Here is a 17,123-nt window from a genome sequence, read left to right as displayed (position 1 = left end):
TCCTCGTTTACTTAGCCAGCTCGTAAATGGCATGCGCGTAAATCGCCATGGCACGCAGCAGGTCGTCAATCTCGGCATATTCATCAGCGAGATGGGCCATAGACTCCTTCCCCGGAAAGAGCGGACCGAAAGCAACACCATGCGGCATGATTTTGGCGTAAGTGGCTCCTCCTGAGGAAAGAAGGGTAGCTGGCTCTCCCGTGTGCTCCTCGTACACGCGCGACAAGGTTTGGATCACAGGATGCTCTTTGGGTACAAAATGCGACTTGGATGTCCGCAGAGCGGAAAGCGTCCAGCCCAGCTCCGCAGTCCTTTGCTTCAATTTCTCAACGTATTCTTCACAGGAAATGGTCGCCGGATAGCGGATATTGAGCCGAACTGTCCCCCCTTCGCTGGAATCGTAATGTAAAATCCCCGCGTTGACCGTCAGCTTGCCTGACACTTCATCCTCGCAAGCCATATGGAGATGGTGAGCAAAATAATCTTCATGCAAAACATCAGCCAACATCGTAAGAAAGGACAAACTGGAGCCACCAAACGGGTACGCTCGTAAGAAAGTAGCCAACAAGGTTCCCGCATTCACGCCTTGGAATGGCGCCATCCCATGAGCTGGCTTTCCTGCGAGCGTGAATTGCAACTGTCCCAGCCCTACCAGCTCCATACGACCAGTTGTGTGATTTTTATTCAGAAACATCTCCCATTCTTCCGCCAATCGGGAAAGGACGACCTCCTGCCGTGCCTCGGAGTCCAGTCGTACTAGAGCGACTGCTTTTTCGGGTACACTGTTGCCTTGATCACCGGAGACAAACGACGCTAACTGCCATGCTCCATTTCGTTCGATTGCTTCCATCACGGGAATCGTCAATGTCGGGTTGATTTGTCCCTTCTCGGCATGTGTCATCGGGAAGGAGGAATCCGGTGAAAAGCCAATCGGCGGGATACGATCATGCTGGGCAAAATGCTTCATGCACAGCCAGCCGCTCTCTTCATCCGTTCCGATGATCATACGCACGCGTTTTGTCAGTGGCAAGCCTGAATCCTTGACCAGCTTCAGCGCATAGTACGCAGCCATCGCTGGGCCTTTGTCGTCAATCGCTCCCCGCGCATAGATGCGACCGTCGCGAATGCTCGGTTCAAAAGGCGGGGTCGTCCAGCCTTCTCCCACAGTGACAACATCGATATGCACGAGAACACCGATCTCTTCTTTCCCGTCGCCGAACTCGATTGTCCCTGCGTAACCATCCAGGTTTTTGATCTGGAAGCCATCCAGCTCACCGCGTCCGAGCATGGCTTCAAGCGCCGCCGCAACACCTTCGCCAAATGGCTTTCCTTCTTTTGCCGTCGTCATGTCTTCGATGCTGTTAATGGAAAGAAAGGATTTCAAATCATCCAGGTACTGCTCTCTGTGCAGAAGCGCTTGCTGCCTCCAGTAATCGCTCATATACGTTCCCCTGCTTTCATCCGATGTAAATAGGCAAGAAACGATTCACCTTTCGAGGAAATCTGACTTCCTTGTCTTCCTTTTCCCACTTGAATCAGCTCATCCTGCTGCAAAAGCTTCAGGCGATAGCGCAGCTGTTGCAAGGTAACCGAGTGACCTCTTTGTTGCAACTGCGCAAGTAGCGTATAGCGTCCACCGCCACCTTGCTCCAGCTCCTGCAAAATAGCCGTGATTTCATCCAGAAATCCTCGTTTTTTATATGCAGCGACGATGCTTTCACATTCGTTGTTTAGACCATCTACAGGTAACGGCGCTTCCGGTATTTCCCGCAGAAACGGCAAATGATACGGATACGCTTCATCCTCCACGACATGCGCTAAATACTCGATCACATTTTCGAGCTCGCGAATATTTCCAGGCCAATCGTACTCATGGAGCGCTCGCATCGCTTCATTGGTCAACGTAAACGGCGGGCGGCGCAAATCATAGGAATATTTTTTTATAAATTGTTGGGCCAACCACGGGATATCCTCCCGTCTGTTCCGAAGCGGCGGCAAATGAATCGGCAAGATATTCAGGCGATAATACAAATCAGCACGGAAGGCTCCTTCCGCAATCATCCGCTGCAAATCTTGATTCGTTGCTGCGATGACGCGAATATCTGTCGGGATGATCTTGCTGCCGCCTACGCGCATAATCTGGCGTTCCTGCAATACACGCAGCAGTCGGTTTTGAATAGCCGCGCTGGCATCCCCGATCTCATCAAGAAAAATGGTCCCTTTGTGGGCCAATTCAAACCAGCCGATATGTCCGCCTTTACGCGCTCCGGTAAAGGCCCCTTCTTCATAGCCAAACAGCTCGCTTTCCAGAAGAGATTCCGATATGGCAGCGAAGTTGACCCCAACAAACGGCTCTCTTCTGCGTGGCGAAGCATTGTGGATAGCCTGGGCGAGCAATTCCTTCCCTGTCCCTGTCTCTCCCAACAACAGCACGGTGGAGTTGCTTCTGGCGATTTTGCGGGCAATCTGAATGACTTTTTGTACAGGGGCACTCTCCCCATAAAAATCATCAAACTGGTATTTGGCTATCAATCCTTTGCTGTATAGGCGCATGCGGTAATCATGCTCCAGCTTTTCAATTTCTGCCGCTTGACGAAACAAAAGCAGACTCCCCAGAAAGCTGCCTTCCATGACGATGTGCATTTTGCGGAAAAAGTAGGTCTTGTTCGCCCAATCTACCAAAACATCCTTGTTCTCTTCACACTGCCGGATCAACTGATAAAAACTCGCGGGCAAGCAATTGGACGCCCGCTCACCGTCGACTCCATTCCCTTCCATTTGCAACGTATCGATTGCTTTCTGATTGACAAAACGGATGTTTTCTTTTTCATCCATGGCAATCACTGCGTCCTCGATTCGATTGACGATGGCCTCCAAATATTTGCTCAACAGATGCGCATGCTGAATCTCGTTGTTCAGCTCTTTGGTGATATCGACCAACGATTGCATAGCGCGTGCGGTCACCTTTTGAAAATTACCGTTTTTAAAATAAGAGTAGATGGCAAGCCATGTAGATAAATCGATGATCCGATACCCGATATCGACGACTTTGCGAATGTGCGTAGGGACATGCTCTGCCTCTCCTGGCGTAACCGCAATCTCGATGTCAGGTGGATAGTCAGCACCTGGGTAATAGGGATACAGTTCAAAATCCATCCCTGAAGCACGCAGCAATTCCACATTTTCTTCAGCAGTTTCCTTGGTGTCACTGACGAGAAGCACTTTCACGCCTTTCGGGATTTCCAGCATCCCGCGTAAATTGTGATACGGCAGCATTCGCTTGGCAATGATGATGCTGGATTCTTTCGGCACATACGGTTGCACAAGGGGGACGATTCTTTTGGTGGATACAATGACGAGAGCACCAGGCGTGATCGGGCGTAACGGAAGCTGGTCGACTCGCATCGCCTCGACATGGATATCATCGCCGATTCCCAATTCATGGTATTGACTAACGACAGATTGTAGAAACTCATCCATTCTCGCAATAAATATGATCGATTTTTTGTCCATTTCAGCCGCTCCAAGATGTAGTGTGAAGACAAGAACGTTTCGAATATTCGCTCTTGTCTTCGCTTATTTTACTTACTACTTATTACCGATTTCTACCCATTTGTAGTCAATCGTGCCGACTGGATGGCGAATAATGCCTTTTATGTTTGGCTGCTCCATAAATACTTTTGTCCCGAAATAGATAGGTACAAGTGGCATATCATCCATGAAAATTTTCTCCGCGTCATGCATGAGCTTGAAGCGCTCGGGTTCGTTGGCAGTGTTGCGAATCTTCTCCACAAGTGCGTCATACTCTTTGTTGCTGTAATTGATACGATTCCCAGGATGGTCAGTCACGAACAACTCCAGGTAATTGACCGGGTCTCCGTAATCGGCAGGGATCGTCGAGCGGGAGAATTGAAGAGTGCGGGCACGCTGTTCTGCCAAGAATACTTTCCACTCTTTGTTTTCCAGCTTCACATCTACCCCAAGATTTTTCTTGTACATTTCCTGCAAAACTTGCGCGATGGCCTTATGTGCATCACTGGTGTTATAGGTCATGGTAACAGGCGGCAGGGTTGTCCAGCCTTCTTCTTCCATCCCTTTTTTCAGCAATGCTTTTGCCTGCTCTGCATCGTTATCCTTGAAGAAATCTCCGCCCTTTGTGCGGAAATCCGCTCCGTCTGGCTCCGGGAAGCCCAATGGAACGTGAGCCATGGCAGGTGTTTGCTTCCCTTGCACAACATTGTCGATTAAGGTTTTGCGATCGATGGCCAGTGCAAATGCCTTCCGAATGTTGGCGTTCGTGAACGGAGGAATTGTGGTGTTCATCCGGTAGTAGTAGATGGACGCTTCCGTCTCCACTTTTGCTTCTCCAGAATCGATCAACTGTTTCTTCATATCATTGGGAACGGTCTGGATCATGTCGAGCTGACCTGTTTTGTACATTTGGAATTGTGTATTTTCATCGTTGACCATGACAAACTCGATTCCCGCATATTTGATCGAATCACGATCCCAGTAGCCATCGTTTTTCACCAGCTTCACTGTCTGGTCATGAACCCAATCTTCCATTTTGAACGGTCCATTCGTCACGATGCTTGCAGCGCCTTCTGCCCATTTCGGATTGCTCTCCACGACTTTTTTATTCACTGGGAAGAAGGTCGGCTGCGTCAGGATGTGGAGGAAATAACCTGTTGGCGCTTTCAGCTTTACCTCAAACGTCTTCTCGTCTACGGCCTTTACTTGTACGCCATCTGCATTTCCTGTTCCTTTGTTGAACGCTTCTGCTCCATCGATGTAATAGGCGAGAAAAGCAGACGGGAATGCATTGTTCGGATCGACAATGCGCTTAAACGCAAACTCGAAGTCCTGCGCTGTCACTGGTTCACCATTCGACCATTTGCTATCGCGCAGGGTAAAGGTATACGTTTTTCCATCCTCACTCACTGTCCATTTCTCGGCCATAGCTGCTTGCGGCTTGTGATCCTTGTCCAATCGAACTAAGCCTTCCATTGTGGCGTTCAACACCTCGTTGGAAGTACTGTCAAAGCCCTTTGGAGGATCGAGCGAAGGTGGTTCGGTCTTCAGATTGAGTTTGAGCTTTGCAGCGACATTTACTTGTCCACTTGAATCTGTGGACGCTTGACCTGCTGTCCCTCCCCCTCCTGGCTGTGTCGGCGTTGCCGACTGACTACAACCCGTAATGGCAAGAACAGTGACAAGTGCAGCGGTACTAAGCAGCTTCCATCCTTTTCGCATGTTCATTGCATGTGCCCCCCTTTTCTTTTTAAACAACATGTAGCCTTTGTTGCTTTATGAATAAACGGCACGCTGGGAATGCCATTTATACACGCAATGAAAAATCTGTCTTGGCGAGACGAAAGGAAGTCTCGATCCGTCCAACAACGTTCCCACTCATGTTTGTAATGGGCGGATTGGTATATTCCGCGAGGGCTTCCAATGGACCGTCCATGCCAATTCCCAATTGACGAAGCACTTCATTGACGACCGGGTTGATCGCTCGTGGTCCTCCATCCTCGATCTTGATGGCAATGCCCAATCCTGTTTCTCTATCGCCCAAGCAATACACGGACTCTGCGCCTGCCTTCCCTACGATGCGACCGCTAAATGCTGACATGAGGTCTGTGCAATATCTATTTTCGCCCCCGACCATTTCGGGATGAGCGGTCATGGCATCCGTAATTCGCTGAACAGCTTTTCGTCGCTCGGGATTCTCAATCACCTCTGGTCTCGCCAGCTTGGCGAAGGCCCACGCGTAATGAGCGAGCGGCAATTGATGGACGGGAACCCCACATCCATCTGTCCCGAAGTTGATTTTGTCTTTGGGGTAGCCTGTTATGTCCTCGATTACTTCGAGAATTCGCTGTTGCACCGGATGCGTAGGCAAATGATAGGTAGTCACGTCCTCCCCCATATGTGTCGCAGTGGCAATCATGCCGGAATGCTTACCGGAGCAATTCGAGAATACGGGTGTGAGCGGCTTGCCCTCCCGGATTAGCTGTTTGTAGCTCTCCTCATGACGTGGCACATGTGTCCCGCATTGTAATGCCGCTTCTTGCTGACCTGCTCGCGCAAGTATCGAGAGCGCCCGTGTACGATGGCGTGGCTCCCCACTGTGAGAAGCGCAACAGAGCGAGAGATCAGCCAGCTCAAAACCATACCGATCTGCGGTCCCTGTCTCGATTACCGGAATCGTCTGCAACGGTTTCATACTGGAGCGTGCATATGTGAGGCGATGGGGGTCCCCGTACGAATAGAGCAATCTCCCCTGCGAATCAACAACTGCGATATGTCCAAGATGTGAGCTCTCTACCTGTTCTCCCCGGTATACGTTGGCAACGACGTTCATAGCAAGTCTCCTTTGAGTGCGAATGTTTGAATGTTTGTACTTTTCTAAATAAGCAAGTAGTGTGCCAATAACTGAAAAAACTAAGCACCAGGCGGAGTTTGGCTATTTTCCAGAGAAACAGATCAGCCTTTTCCTAGAATTGAACAAGAATAGGCTAACTCATTCACCGAAATAGGTTCGCCTTAAAAAGGAACAGGGTGACATTTCCATTTTCATTTCAAAACGGAGTACGTTCAGATGACTCCCATAAGCCTATGAGTCACCGCGTTTTTAGCAGAAAGCTTTACATGCTACAAAATAAGAGACGTTCCCCATGAAACGTCCCTCCTTGGCTCGTGTTGTGATCTTATTTTGACAACCCCTACTCCTGAATCGGGAAGATCGATTGGCATTGCCGTGGAAATATAAAAGACGGACAACGAAAAAAGGGCGTAGGAGTAGGGGCAGGGATGTTATTTGGACGCGGAGAACAAAATTTCCCTAACACCTCCATTTTGACTTCCGCATGTACCTGAATCTCCTTGCAGATGATCACTTCCAATTCCACCCTTCCACCAAGCAAAAAGTGCTCATTCGGTGTACACTCGATACCTGTGATCCTACAGGAGATGTTGTTTGCATCCAAAGGCTCCGGTAAGCATAGAATCACTTCATCGTCGAACGAAACGACAACCGGGAATTTGAACAAAAAGTCACCGTTCGCGAAGACGCGGAGTAGGACAGTTGCTTGGAAAACAAACTGTACCATCCCTGCCAGAAAAGTCGTTTGATTGACCGTCATCTGCACTCTCCGAACGTTGACGATGTTGCAGGAAACATCAGAGACAGACTTCAGGTGTGGGCGTTGAAAGAGCGGAAATGGTGGAGGGACGACAGGCTCTATGCATTGAATAGAGATGTCCTGACCAGATTGTATGGCTTCGTCAATCAACGGAAGGAACTCATCAGGGATGGATACCTTGCTCCGTTCCCGGTTCGTAAAGACCACCCAGTCGTATACCTCTTGTACCATGATGCACCTAGCCTCCAGATTGTTCGGGGGCGGAGGCGTGGCAGTTGGAAATACTTCTATAACTGTAACGGTAAACGAACAGGAACTCGTATTTCCAGCCGCATCCATTGCCGTGCACGTCACCACTGTCATTCCCCGCGGAAACGCCATGGTCTCAACTACTTCAGCTACAGGTAAGGACGGGAAATTGTGAACGACGCCAGACGAGCTACAGGAAATCGAAACGATGCCGCAGCTAGGACTTGCCGCTGTTACCGTGTACGTTACGGTTCCGAAATTCACACCTAGATCTGTACCCGTGCTCATATCAGGGGGACATGTGATAGTCGGGGGTTCGACGAAAGGAAAACTGATGATGACCTGACCATTGCCAAGCCCAATCCTCGCCAAGTTAAGCTGATTGCTCCCCCCGTTGAATGAGCCTCCTCCTCCTCCGACCCCAGCGACTAGAGGAAACACGGGATCTAATCCGTTTCCGCCTCCGCCTCCACTAAAGCCGCCACTAGCTCCGCCTCCGCCTCCTCCGCCAAAACCGCCAGTTCCACCGCCGCCGTCGGGTGCTCCACCCGCGCCACCGGCATTGATCGCGGTTCCGCCGCCGCCTCCCCCTGGTGAGGAAGAACCATTTCCAACAATGCCTGCTCCACCGCCTCCTCCATCAACTGGCGCTCCCGCACCACCACCTAACCCATTGATCCCTCCAGCTCCGCCAGGCGCTCCTCCCGTTCCACTTGTGGTTAGAGCTGCATCCCTTCCTGGCAGTAGATTGGCTTCCCCGCCTCCGCCACCCGCTGCTACGAGCAGATTGACTGCTGTCACCGGGTTTGCAGTCCGCCACACAAATGTACCGCCACCCCCGCTTCGACTATTTCCCATTCCTCCAACCAAAACGGTCAATACTTCACCGGGCGTGACGGGAAAATCCCCCTGGACGAACGCTCCTCTGCCAAAATCTAATGACCCGCCGCCTCTCGCCCCTACTGCCTGAATCGTCATCGAAGTAACGCAAGAAGGGACAACGAAGGTCTGAAGCTCACCCGTAAAATGGAGTGTAACAGCCGCAAACGTGATGACTACGATACCATCGCCAGTTCCCACACCGGAAACGTTTTTCTGATTGAGTCCGGCATTAAAGGAACCTCCGCCTCCTCCGCCTCCGAATGATTCTACAAGGTTTGTACCGCCTCCACCTCCACCGCCGCTATATCCTCCACCGCCTCCGCCTCCTGCGCTCCCTGCCCCGCCGCCACCAAAACCTCCAGTACCTCCCCCAGCACCCCCAGCATTAATAGCGGTTCCTCCTATGGCACCCGTGGAGCCGTTGGCACCGTTTCCAATGATACCTGCTCCTCCAGCACCTCCTCCCCCTAGGAATCCGTTGCCCCCTCCACCTCCGAGGCCATTCACTCCCCCTGCGCCTCCTAATGTCTCTTGTCCAGCTTGACCCGATATACTCGATTCATTCGCATTTCCGCCTGCGGAGCCTTGAGTACCGCCACCTCCACCGCCTGCTGCAATCAGAATGTTGGCGGCAGTAACGGGACCCGTCGTGCGCCAAACAAATGATCCGCCGCCTCCACTCCCTGCAGTTAAGTCATCGCCACCACCTGCTCCGCCTACGAGGATAGACAATACCTCGCCGGGTGTCACAGGAAAGTCGCCCTGGATATACGCCCCCTTCCCTCCAGCTGTGAGTCCGTCGCCGCCTCGGGCACCCACCACCCGGATCGTCAACGTAGTAAGAGCTGGAGGGACAATAAAGGTTTGAATAGTGCCCGTAAAAGCAAAGTTCTGTGTAGGCATTTCCCACCATTCCTTTCGAAGCATGGTTATACACACATAATTGCCCACTCCTATATATATGTGTTGACTGTAGATACGTCATAGGCGAAACAATAGAAAAAGACGTCCCATAGGCAGGACGCCTCATCACTTGGTCATAGACCTTTCGATTCCGCTATGCTTTTGCCACCCGCTGCATATCCGCTTCGACCATCATGTGAATGAGCTCTTCCAGCTTCGTTCTCGGTGTCCAGTCGAGCTCTCTTTTCGCTTTTTCCGGATTGCCCAACAAAATGTCCACTTCTGCTGGCCGATACAGTTCCGGGTCGATCACGACATAATCCAAGTAGTTCAACCCAACATAATCGAAGGCGATTTTGCACATCTCTTCCACCGTCGATGTTTTTCCTGTCGCGATGACATAATCATCCGGCTTATCCTGCTGGAGCATCAGCCACATCGCTTCTACGAAATCTCCTGCAAAGCCCCAATCCCGCTTCGCCTGAATATTCCCCAGCCGCAGTTCCTTTTGCTTGTTGGCGGCAATTCTTGCAACAGCATGCGTCACTTTCCTCGTAACAAATTCCAGTCCACGCAAAGGTGATTCATGATTGAATAAAATGCCGTTAGTGCTAAACATCTGAAAGCTTTCCCGATAGTTTTTGGTCATCCAGTAGCCAAACAGCTTGGAGACTGCATATGGGCTTCTTGGGTAAAAAGGTGTTTGCTCCGATTGCTGTGGCTCCTGGATTAATCCGTACAGCTCACTTGACGAGGCCTGATACATTTTGATAGCAGGGTCCGTTTCCCGAATCGCCTCCAGAGTATGCAGGACACCCATTCCCGTTACTTGTGCGGTCAAAATAGGCTGTTCCCACGACGAACCGACAAAGCTCTGCGCACCTAAATGATACACTTCCGCTGGTTTACATGCCTTCAGCGCACGCGTCAACGACGACACATCCAATAGATCGCCGTCCTTGTACTCTACCTGATCTGCGATGTTCAAATATTCCAGCCGCCACCTGTCCACTGAGCTCCGGCGTGGAACCAGTCCCACCACATGGTACCCCTTCTCCAGCAGAAATTTTGCCAGGTAGGCGCCATCCTGACCCGTGATTCCTGTGAGGAAAGCTGTTTTCATCCGCTTCTACTCCCCTTCTTCAGGCTGTGCCGTAATGTTCATTCCGGTAAGTTCCCTTGAGCATCTCTTAAGCTTATGCCGGATCATGTTCATACGTTCAGTTGTCAGGCTGAGGGTCAAGAACAGAAGTCCGTAATAAACTAATGAAAGCAAGCCGTTGTCATAGATCAATAAGGAGGTAGGCAGGTAACATGTCGCTCATTACCGTCGTGATTCCAACCTATAATCGGGCGAAGTATCTCCCCGCAGCCATCGAAAGTGTGTTGAACCAAACACACAAGGAATGGAAGCTCCTCATTGTAGATGACGCATCTACTGATCACACACAAGCCATCGTCGAAAAGTACCTCGATGATCCCCGCATTCACTACGTGCTACTCCCTGAAAATTCAGGGATTGGAAAAACAATGGCTGCTGCTCTGGAACGAATTGATACGCCCTACTTTGTCTCACTTGACTCGGATGACTGGTTCGACGGAAAAACCTTAGAAATTTTGTTGGATGAGATGGAACGCCAGCCGGAAACCACGAACGTCGTGTTCTCCAACACCGTTTTTTGGAGGGAAGTGGGTGACACGCGTGAACTATCCGAAATCATGCGGCCTCGGATCTATGAAGATAAGTATGATTACCTGGAAGCTCCAATGGTTTGGCCTCGTTTTTATCGGACACAAGCGGTTCGTGATGTCGGCGGATTTGAATGTGACGATCCCATGCAGGGAAGGTTTTCTCATGACAAGTACATGTTATTAAAATTGATCGGAACAGGTGATATTCACTGGGTCGATGCGAACCTCTATCATTATTTGATTCACGAGAGCAACAATTCCCACACAAAGAACTGGCCGCAATGGACAAAAGCAAGAAAGTACATTCTAACGAAAATCTTGAAACTGTGGGGAGACGAGTACGAGCCTGTTTTTGTGTACACACCCCAGGGCTGGGTCTATGTGAGCAAGCTCATACCAAAAGAGAAGCCTTCCTAACTATTCTGCGACAATCTGCTTAAACAAGGTCAATGCCCGCGCCACCGCTTGATCCATGTTGTAGTATTGATAATCCGCGAGTCTGCCCGCAAAAAGCACCTGATCACGTATTTGCTCTGCTTCTTGTTTATAGAGGCTGTACCGTTGACTGTTTTCCTTGCGGGGAATTGGATAATACGGCTCGTTTTCGCCAGGTGAATATGACTGTGGATATACGAAGGATATAGTTGTGTGAGGAACGACTTGACCTGTGAGGTGCTTTTGTTCGAGGATTCTGGTGAAATCATACTCATTGGGATAATTGACAGTCCCCACTTCTTGATACCATGCCTTTTGATGCGTTTCAAAATGAAAGCGCAGGCTTCGATAAGGCAATTGCCCATGCTTATAGCCAAAAAAGGAATCGATCGGGCCGGTGTAGATCATTCGTTTATACCTAAATTCATCCGCGATTTCTTGATAGTTCGTATTGAGGAGCACCTTTATATTCGGATGGTCCAGCATGCGATGAAACATTGCTGTAAAGCCATGCAACGGAATTCCCTGATACGTGTCCTGAAAAAACCGATTGTCCCTGCTGACATACACAGGAACCCTTGCGGAAACAGACGGATCCAGCTCCTCCGGCTTCAAATCCCATTGCTTGATCGTATACCGATGAAATACTTTTTGATAAATGAACTCAGCCAAAAAGCCAAGCTCTTCATGAGCACTTTCCCGAAGCTTCAGAATCGGAATCTTCGCCCCGAATCCATATTGACGGATCAGCAAGCTCTCCAGTTTCTGAGCATATTGCGGAGAAAACAATGCGGACAATGCATTTAGATTGAAGGGCAACGGTATTTTTATGCCATCGACATAGGCACGCACCTCATGGAAGTACGGCCGCCACTGGGTAAAACGTGACAAATAGTCCCAGACCATCTTGGAATTCGTATGAAAGGTGTGCGAACCGTATTTGTGAATCAGTACCCCACGCTCATCATAGCAATCATAGGCATTTCCTCCGATATGATTGCGCCCCTCTACCACCAACACTTTCTGATCGAGCTCATTGGCAATCCGCTCTGCGAGTGTAGCACCCGTAAATCCAGCTCCGACGATCAGCCAATCCACCTTCATGTAAGTCTCACATCCTCCCGTCTTAATCACATCCACTCACCACTTACCATTCCGTTAATACCCTAGTAAATGATGTCGTACTCTACACGCGGGAGTGAATTCTATATGAATGCAAACTGGTACACACACTACACACGCTGGAATGAATGTGAATCCCTTGATTCAGAGCTTCGTCAGCAGTTAACCGCCATGCACGCTGATGAAAAGCAGCTTGCGGATTGCTTCTCTGCCCCGATTGCATTTGGAACCGGAGGGATGCGCGGAGTCATGGAGCCGGGAATAAACCGCATCAACCTTTACACGATTCGCAAAGCAAGCGCAGGGCTGGCTCTTTATTTACTCGAAACATATCCGGATCTGGCCGTCAAAAAAGTCGTCATTGCCTATGATTCACGCAAACACTCACAGTTGTTTGCCAAGGAAACCGCCAAAGTTCTCGGTCAGTACGGGATTACTACATGTATATTCAAACAGCTGACTCCTACCCCTCTGCTTTCCTTTGCTGTACGCCACTATCGTGCGTGTGCTGGCATTGTCATTACAGCAAGCCATAATCCGCCCGAATATAACGGCTACAAAATTTATGGTGCAGACGGGGGACAAATTACACTCGCGACAGCCGAACGACTGATGGACCTTATCGCTAATGCCGGAAATGAACTCGAAATCACTCCAGCTGATGAGCAAGAGCTGTACAAAAATGGACTGCTTCACTGCATTGACGATTCTCTCTTGCATGCGTATTTGGAAAAAGTAAAGCAATTGCGCGTCCATCCTGACTTATCTCCTTCCATCCGGGAGCAAGTGAAGATTGTCTTTACTCCCCTGCACGGCACGACCCATGACTCGATCACGCGTGGATTGAAACAGTTCGGGTATACACAAGTGAGTGTTGTTCTCGAGCAAGCTATCCCCGATCCTAACTTTTCGACGGTAGACTCGCCTAATCCCGAAGAGCCTGAGGCCTTTCGATTAGCGATTTCATACGCCAAAAAGATGGACGCCGACATGATCATGGGGACGGACCCTGATGGAGATCGCCTTGGCGTGCTCGTCAAAAATAAGGCAGGAGACTACATCGTCCTGACAGGAAATCAGTTGGGAGCCATGCTTCTTCATTACCTGCTGGAAACCAAACAAAAAAAGGGGGAGCTCCCCACAAACGGCCTTGTCTTGAAAACAATCGTCACGTCCGAAATGGGTAGAGCCATCGCGGCAGACTTCGGTGTATCGACAGAAGACACCCTGACAGGCTTCAAATATATTGGCGAAAAAATCGAAGCCTATAAAAAAAGTGAAGCGTACGTCTTCCAGTTTGGGTATGAAGAAAGCTACGGGTACTTAATCGGCGATTTTGTCCGGGATAAGGATGCCGTACAAACTGCTTTGCTAATTGCAGACATGTGCGCGTATTACAAATCACAACACAAAAGCCTCGCTGACACACTGAATGACTTATTCGACCGTTACGGTCATTATGCAGAAGAGCTGATTTCTTTCACATGCAAAGGAGGAGAGGGCATGCAAAAAATATCGGCAACGATGTCTTCCCTGCGCAATCAGCCACCTTCCCAAATCGCCTCCCACCCCGTCCTGGCCATCGAAGATTATGCCAGCGGAATCCGCACAGATTGTCGAACAGGTACAACTACACCGCTCACTTTGCCAGCCTCGGATACGATCAAATACTTTTTCCACGATCATTCGTGGTTTTGTGTCAGACCCTCAGGCACAGAGCCCAAAATCAAAATTTATTTAGGAGTGAAAGGAACGAGTAGTCAGGATAGCCAAGAAAAGCTCTTCACCTTGAAGCAAGCTGTCTTGGAGCTGCTCGATTTCTAGTCAGGACTAGATTTCCAAATAGGGACCGGACTGAGGTGGATGTCCGCCCGCGACTGATCCGTAACGAGGAGGATGATAAGCCTGTTCTGGTGTTAATTCAGGGAAACCTGATTGAAGAAGCAAGTCGCGTCTTACAAAAAAAGCGTTGACGCCCTTTGAATCTGTCCCCACCAAGGCATATCCCAAGCTGGTTCCCAAAATGGCCAAGGAACTCAAGCTGGCACCATAGTAGGTATTGCCACCCCATTTAAAATCCGGTTGATACACGATCACCATTTTTTGTGGAGGCGGAAAAGCCGCATTGTACTCAATAACGACAAGTCTCGGGGTGTAAGCAGAAAGAGCTTGCCATACCCAGTAGTCATTGCCGTCAATGTCGATAGAGAGCAGATCAAATTCTTTTTGGACACCATTTTTTTCGAATAAACCAGCAATATTTTCTCTCGTGATTAACTCATTCTTGATGATGACCTGGGGATAGGCAGCATAATCCGTAGACATTTTATTGCAGCTGTTCAGGTCGCCTTCCATCGCTAATCCGCTCCATCCGTGCTGCGTGACGAGATTTTTGAGCATACATTCCGAGCCATCTCCAACGCCGAATTCTACACAATAGCGATTCGTAGTTCCGATTCGTGAAAATATTTCTTCAATGATGCCGTCTTCTCCATTTTGAGAATACACTTGCCTTTCATATCGGTTTAACACATCCATTCTCTCCATGCCTCCATTCACAATTTCCCTCTTTCCGTATCATATTTATCTTTTTGCGGATACGATTGGTCATTCAAGGAACAGGCCGCAAAACAGGCTATTTGCATGGTTTCAAGGCCCTCCTCGGGACAATATATTAGGATAAAGTTTATCAATAGGAGCCTAGCAGGCATTTTGTAAGACAGAGGAGATGTATAATTGTGAGTTTGCCCATCGTGTTTATTCACAGAACGGCTGAAGAGCATGTAGGATTATGCATGCAACAGGCGAAATACAGCAACCCTTCTTCTCGTGTCATTCTTATCGGGAGCCCAGAAAACAAGTATCTTTCTGCGGAAAATACAGAGCACTTCCTGTTGAGTCGTTTCTACCAAAGTGCCCAAGCTTTTTCTTTTGTTTACAAGCACTCCACTTCCAACACCTACGAATACAATCTGTTTTGCTTCCAACGCTGGTTTATTTTGCGCGATTTTATGAGGAATCAAGGGATAGAACGTTGCTGTTACCTGGACTCGGACGTCATGCTATTCACCGATATCAGCAAGCGATACAACGAGGAGTTCGATGACTTTACGTTTGAGTTTACCTGGACGACCGTATGCGATCTGGAAGAACTCAATCAATTTTGCGATTACACAATCAAATTTTTCCGCGACCCTCTTCACTACGAGACTCTGCTTCAATTCGCAAAAGAAATCGGAGATGTCCCCATTTCCGACATGGTGCTGTTTATCCTGTTTCACAATTACGCGCTTCGCCGTAAAGCTACGTATGGTATGGTCGCCAACGGCTTTTTCGATCATAATCTCAACTGTCCTTTTGCTCCATCCTGCCCGCAAGCTGACAGTCAAGATGGGAAGAAACAGATTTATCAAAAGGCTGGTGCTCTTTTTTGCAAAATAACGGGCACGACTGACTACCTTCCTGCTCATTCCTTGCATTTTCAAGGACACGCAAAAGCCTATATCCCCTTCTTTGGCTCACAGGCTATCCCGAACACAGATGATTTCATGTTTTTCGACTATGCGACCTGCAAATGGGTGCATGCCGAGCCCTGATCCCCATAAAATTCCCTCTGGAAACGAGCTGTACGCCGTGCCATTTTTCACGTTTTTCCATATTCATAATATGTTAAGCTGTTCATCCTTCGCTACGAGCATCATGGACAGGGGGGATTCGACTCATGAAGGCATTGATTACCGGAGTAACGGGATTTGCCGGCAGTCACTTGGCTGAGTATCTACTGTCGCGGGGAGATGTAGATGTTTACGGTACATTCCGGTCCCTTACCAAAAAGGAGCAGCTAGGGCACCTGATAGACCGCGTGCATATGGAAAACTGTGAATTAAAAGATCCCCAATCTGTAAATGAACTCATCCAGAGAATAAAGCCTGATCTCATTTTTCACCTGGCTGCCCAAAGCTTCGTCCCCACCTCGTTGTCGTCTCCTGCGGATACGATGGTGAACAATATTGTCCCACAGTTACATTTGTTCGAGGCGGTACGCAACCATGCTGTTGCTTGCAAAATTCAAATCGCATGCTCCAGTGAGGAGTATGGTTTGGTTTATCCGGAGGAAATCCCCATAAAGGAGACCAACCCACTCCGTCCTCTTAATCCATACGCGGTCAGTAAAATCGCCCAGGATTATCTCGGATATCAATACCACCACAGTTACGGTCTGGCGATCATCCGTACACGTACGTTTCATCATACCGGTCCGCGAAGAGGCGAAAGCTATGTGACCTCCAATTTTGCCAAACAAATTGCCCAGATTGAGCTTGGTCTGCAAGAGCCAAAAGTGCATGTCGGCAATCTTGAGGCCATTCGAGACTTCACGGATGTACGGGATATTGTCAAGGCGTATTGGTTGGCGATTACCCGAGGTGAACCAGGCGATGTCTACAATATTTCCGCGGGTACTCGCTACACCATCGAGGACATGTTGAAGACACTACTGTCCTTGACTGATGTGAAGGTAGAAATACATGTAGACACCAATCGGTTGCGCCCCTCTGATGTGGACATTGTATTGGGAGACTCATCGCTGTTCCGGGAAAAGACGGGATGGGAGCCCGAGATCTCCTTCCAGCAAACGATGGAAGATTTATTGAATTACTGGCGCTCTGAACTACGCCAACAGAACAGCCCTTAAAA

Annotated in this window: 12 protein-coding genes; 4 read left to right on the top strand and 8 right to left on the bottom strand. The window is 49.3% G+C overall.

Translation table 11 applies throughout. The features are described 5' to 3' along the window. Positions 1-7: 7 nt before the first annotated feature. The 6 genes from pepV to gmd all read right to left on the bottom strand — a co-directional run bounded on the left by pepV (position 8) and on the right by gmd (position 10,302). Complete coding sequence (gene pepV, locus ACUUHJ_RS09700) at positions 8-1,441, bottom strand: dipeptidase PepV (RefSeq protein ID WP_472298792.1); 1,434 nt, start codon at positions 1,439-1,441, stop codon at positions 8-10. Continuing rightward, a complete protein-coding gene (locus ACUUHJ_RS09695; protein ID WP_472298791.1) occupies positions 1,438-3,513 on the bottom strand; it encodes a sigma-54 interaction domain-containing protein in 2,076 nt (691 codons plus the stop codon). The genes pepV and ACUUHJ_RS09695 overlap by 4 nt, the downstream gene beginning before the upstream one ends. 75 nt (positions 3,514-3,588) lie before the next feature. Further along, positions 3,589-5,259 carry a peptide ABC transporter substrate-binding protein gene (locus tag ACUUHJ_RS09690; RefSeq protein ID WP_472298790.1) on the bottom strand — a complete coding sequence of 557 codons (1,671 nt, stop codon included), beginning with the start codon at positions 5,257-5,259 and terminating at the stop codon, positions 3,589-3,591. Positions 5,260-5,338: 79 nt separating this feature from the next. After that, positions 5,339-6,364 carry an asparaginase gene (locus ACUUHJ_RS09685; RefSeq protein WP_472298789.1) on the bottom strand — a complete coding sequence of 342 codons (1,026 nt, stop codon included), beginning with the start codon at positions 6,362-6,364 and terminating at the stop codon, positions 5,339-5,341. Positions 6,365-6,725: 361 nt separating this feature from the next. Continuing rightward, on the bottom strand, positions 6,726-9,179 hold the full coding sequence (locus ACUUHJ_RS09680; RefSeq protein ID WP_472298788.1) for a BMQ_0737 family morphogenetic spore coat protein: 2,454 nt from the start codon (positions 9,177-9,179) through the stop codon (positions 6,726-6,728). A 154-nt stretch (positions 9,180-9,333) separates the two neighbouring features. Then, entirely contained in the window at positions 9,334-10,302 is a 969-nt protein-coding gene (gene gmd / locus ACUUHJ_RS09675; protein ID WP_472298787.1) for a GDP-mannose 4,6-dehydratase, read from the bottom strand. Between the two features lie 191 nt (positions 10,303-10,493). On the opposite strand from gmd, the gene ACUUHJ_RS09670 reads away from it, so the two are divergent. Continuing rightward, a complete protein-coding gene (locus ACUUHJ_RS09670) occupies positions 10,494-11,288 on the top strand; it encodes a glycosyltransferase family 2 protein (protein WP_472298786.1) in 795 nt (264 codons plus the stop codon). On the opposite strand, the gene glf is transcribed toward ACUUHJ_RS09670, so the two are convergent. Beyond that, positions 11,289-12,410 carry a UDP-galactopyranose mutase gene (glf, locus tag ACUUHJ_RS09665; protein WP_472298785.1) on the bottom strand — a complete coding sequence of 374 codons (1,122 nt, stop codon included), beginning with the start codon at positions 12,408-12,410 and terminating at the stop codon, positions 11,289-11,291. A gap of 105 nt (positions 12,411-12,515) precedes the next feature. On the opposite strand from glf, the gene ACUUHJ_RS09660 reads away from it, so the two are divergent. Beyond that, positions 12,516-14,252, top strand: a complete 1,737-nt coding sequence (locus tag ACUUHJ_RS09660; RefSeq protein WP_472298784.1) for a phospho-sugar mutase — start codon at positions 12,516-12,518, stop codon at positions 14,250-14,252. Between the two features lie 6 nt (positions 14,253-14,258). On the opposite strand, the gene ACUUHJ_RS09655 is transcribed toward ACUUHJ_RS09660, so the two are convergent. Then, positions 14,259-14,987: a hypothetical protein gene (locus ACUUHJ_RS09655; protein WP_472298783.1), complete on the bottom strand. Its 729-nt coding sequence runs from the start codon at positions 14,985-14,987 to the stop codon at positions 14,259-14,261. 179 nt (positions 14,988-15,166) lie between these two features. Between ACUUHJ_RS09655 and ACUUHJ_RS09650 the strand changes: the two genes are divergently transcribed. After that, complete coding sequence (locus ACUUHJ_RS09650; RefSeq protein WP_289677084.1) at positions 15,167-16,024, top strand: hypothetical protein; 858 nt, start codon at positions 15,167-15,169, stop codon at positions 16,022-16,024. 125 nt (positions 16,025-16,149) lie between these two features. Further along, positions 16,150-17,121, top strand: coding sequence for a GDP-mannose 4,6-dehydratase (locus ACUUHJ_RS09645; protein ID WP_472298782.1), 972 nt, complete (start codon positions 16,150-16,152; stop codon positions 17,119-17,121). Positions 17,122-17,123 lie beyond the last annotated feature (2 nt).

It is taken from the genome of Brevibacillus schisleri (assembly GCF_055685845.1).
This window is presented reverse-complemented; position numbering and strand designations above follow the sequence as displayed.

Excerpts from the sequence above, each read along its gene's own strand:
- ACUUHJ_RS09685 (WP_472298789.1), bottom strand. The coding sequence starts at position 6,364 with ATGAACGTCGTTGCCAACGTATACCGGGGAGAACAGGTAGAGAGCTCA.
- pepV (WP_472298792.1), bottom strand. The coding sequence starts at position 1,441 with ATGAGCGATTACTGGAGGCAGCAAGCGCTTCTGCACAGAGAGCAGTAC.
- ACUUHJ_RS09670 (WP_472298786.1), top strand. The coding sequence starts at position 10,494 with ATGTCGCTCATTACCGTCGTGATTCCAACCTATAATCGGGCGAAGTAT.
- ACUUHJ_RS09690 (WP_472298790.1), bottom strand. The coding sequence starts at position 5,259 with ATGAACATGCGAAAAGGATGGAAGCTGCTTAGTACCGCTGCACTTGTC.
- ACUUHJ_RS09695 (WP_472298791.1), bottom strand. The coding sequence starts at position 3,513 with ATGGACAAAAAATCGATCATATTTATTGCGAGAATGGATGAGTTTCTA.
- glf (WP_472298785.1), bottom strand. The coding sequence starts at position 12,410 with ATGAAGGTGGATTGGCTGATCGTCGGAGCTGGATTTACGGGTGCTACA.
- ACUUHJ_RS09680 (WP_472298788.1), bottom strand. The coding sequence starts at position 9,179 with ATGCCTACACAGAACTTTGCTTTTACGGGCACTATTCAAACCTTTATT.
- ACUUHJ_RS09645 (WP_472298782.1), top strand. The coding sequence starts at position 16,150 with ATGAAGGCATTGATTACCGGAGTAACGGGATTTGCCGGCAGTCACTTG.
- gmd (WP_472298787.1), bottom strand. The coding sequence starts at position 10,302 with ATGAAAACAGCTTTCCTCACAGGAATCACGGGTCAGGATGGCGCCTAC.
- ACUUHJ_RS09660 (WP_472298784.1), top strand. The coding sequence starts at position 12,516 with ATGAATGCAAACTGGTACACACACTACACACGCTGGAATGAATGTGAA.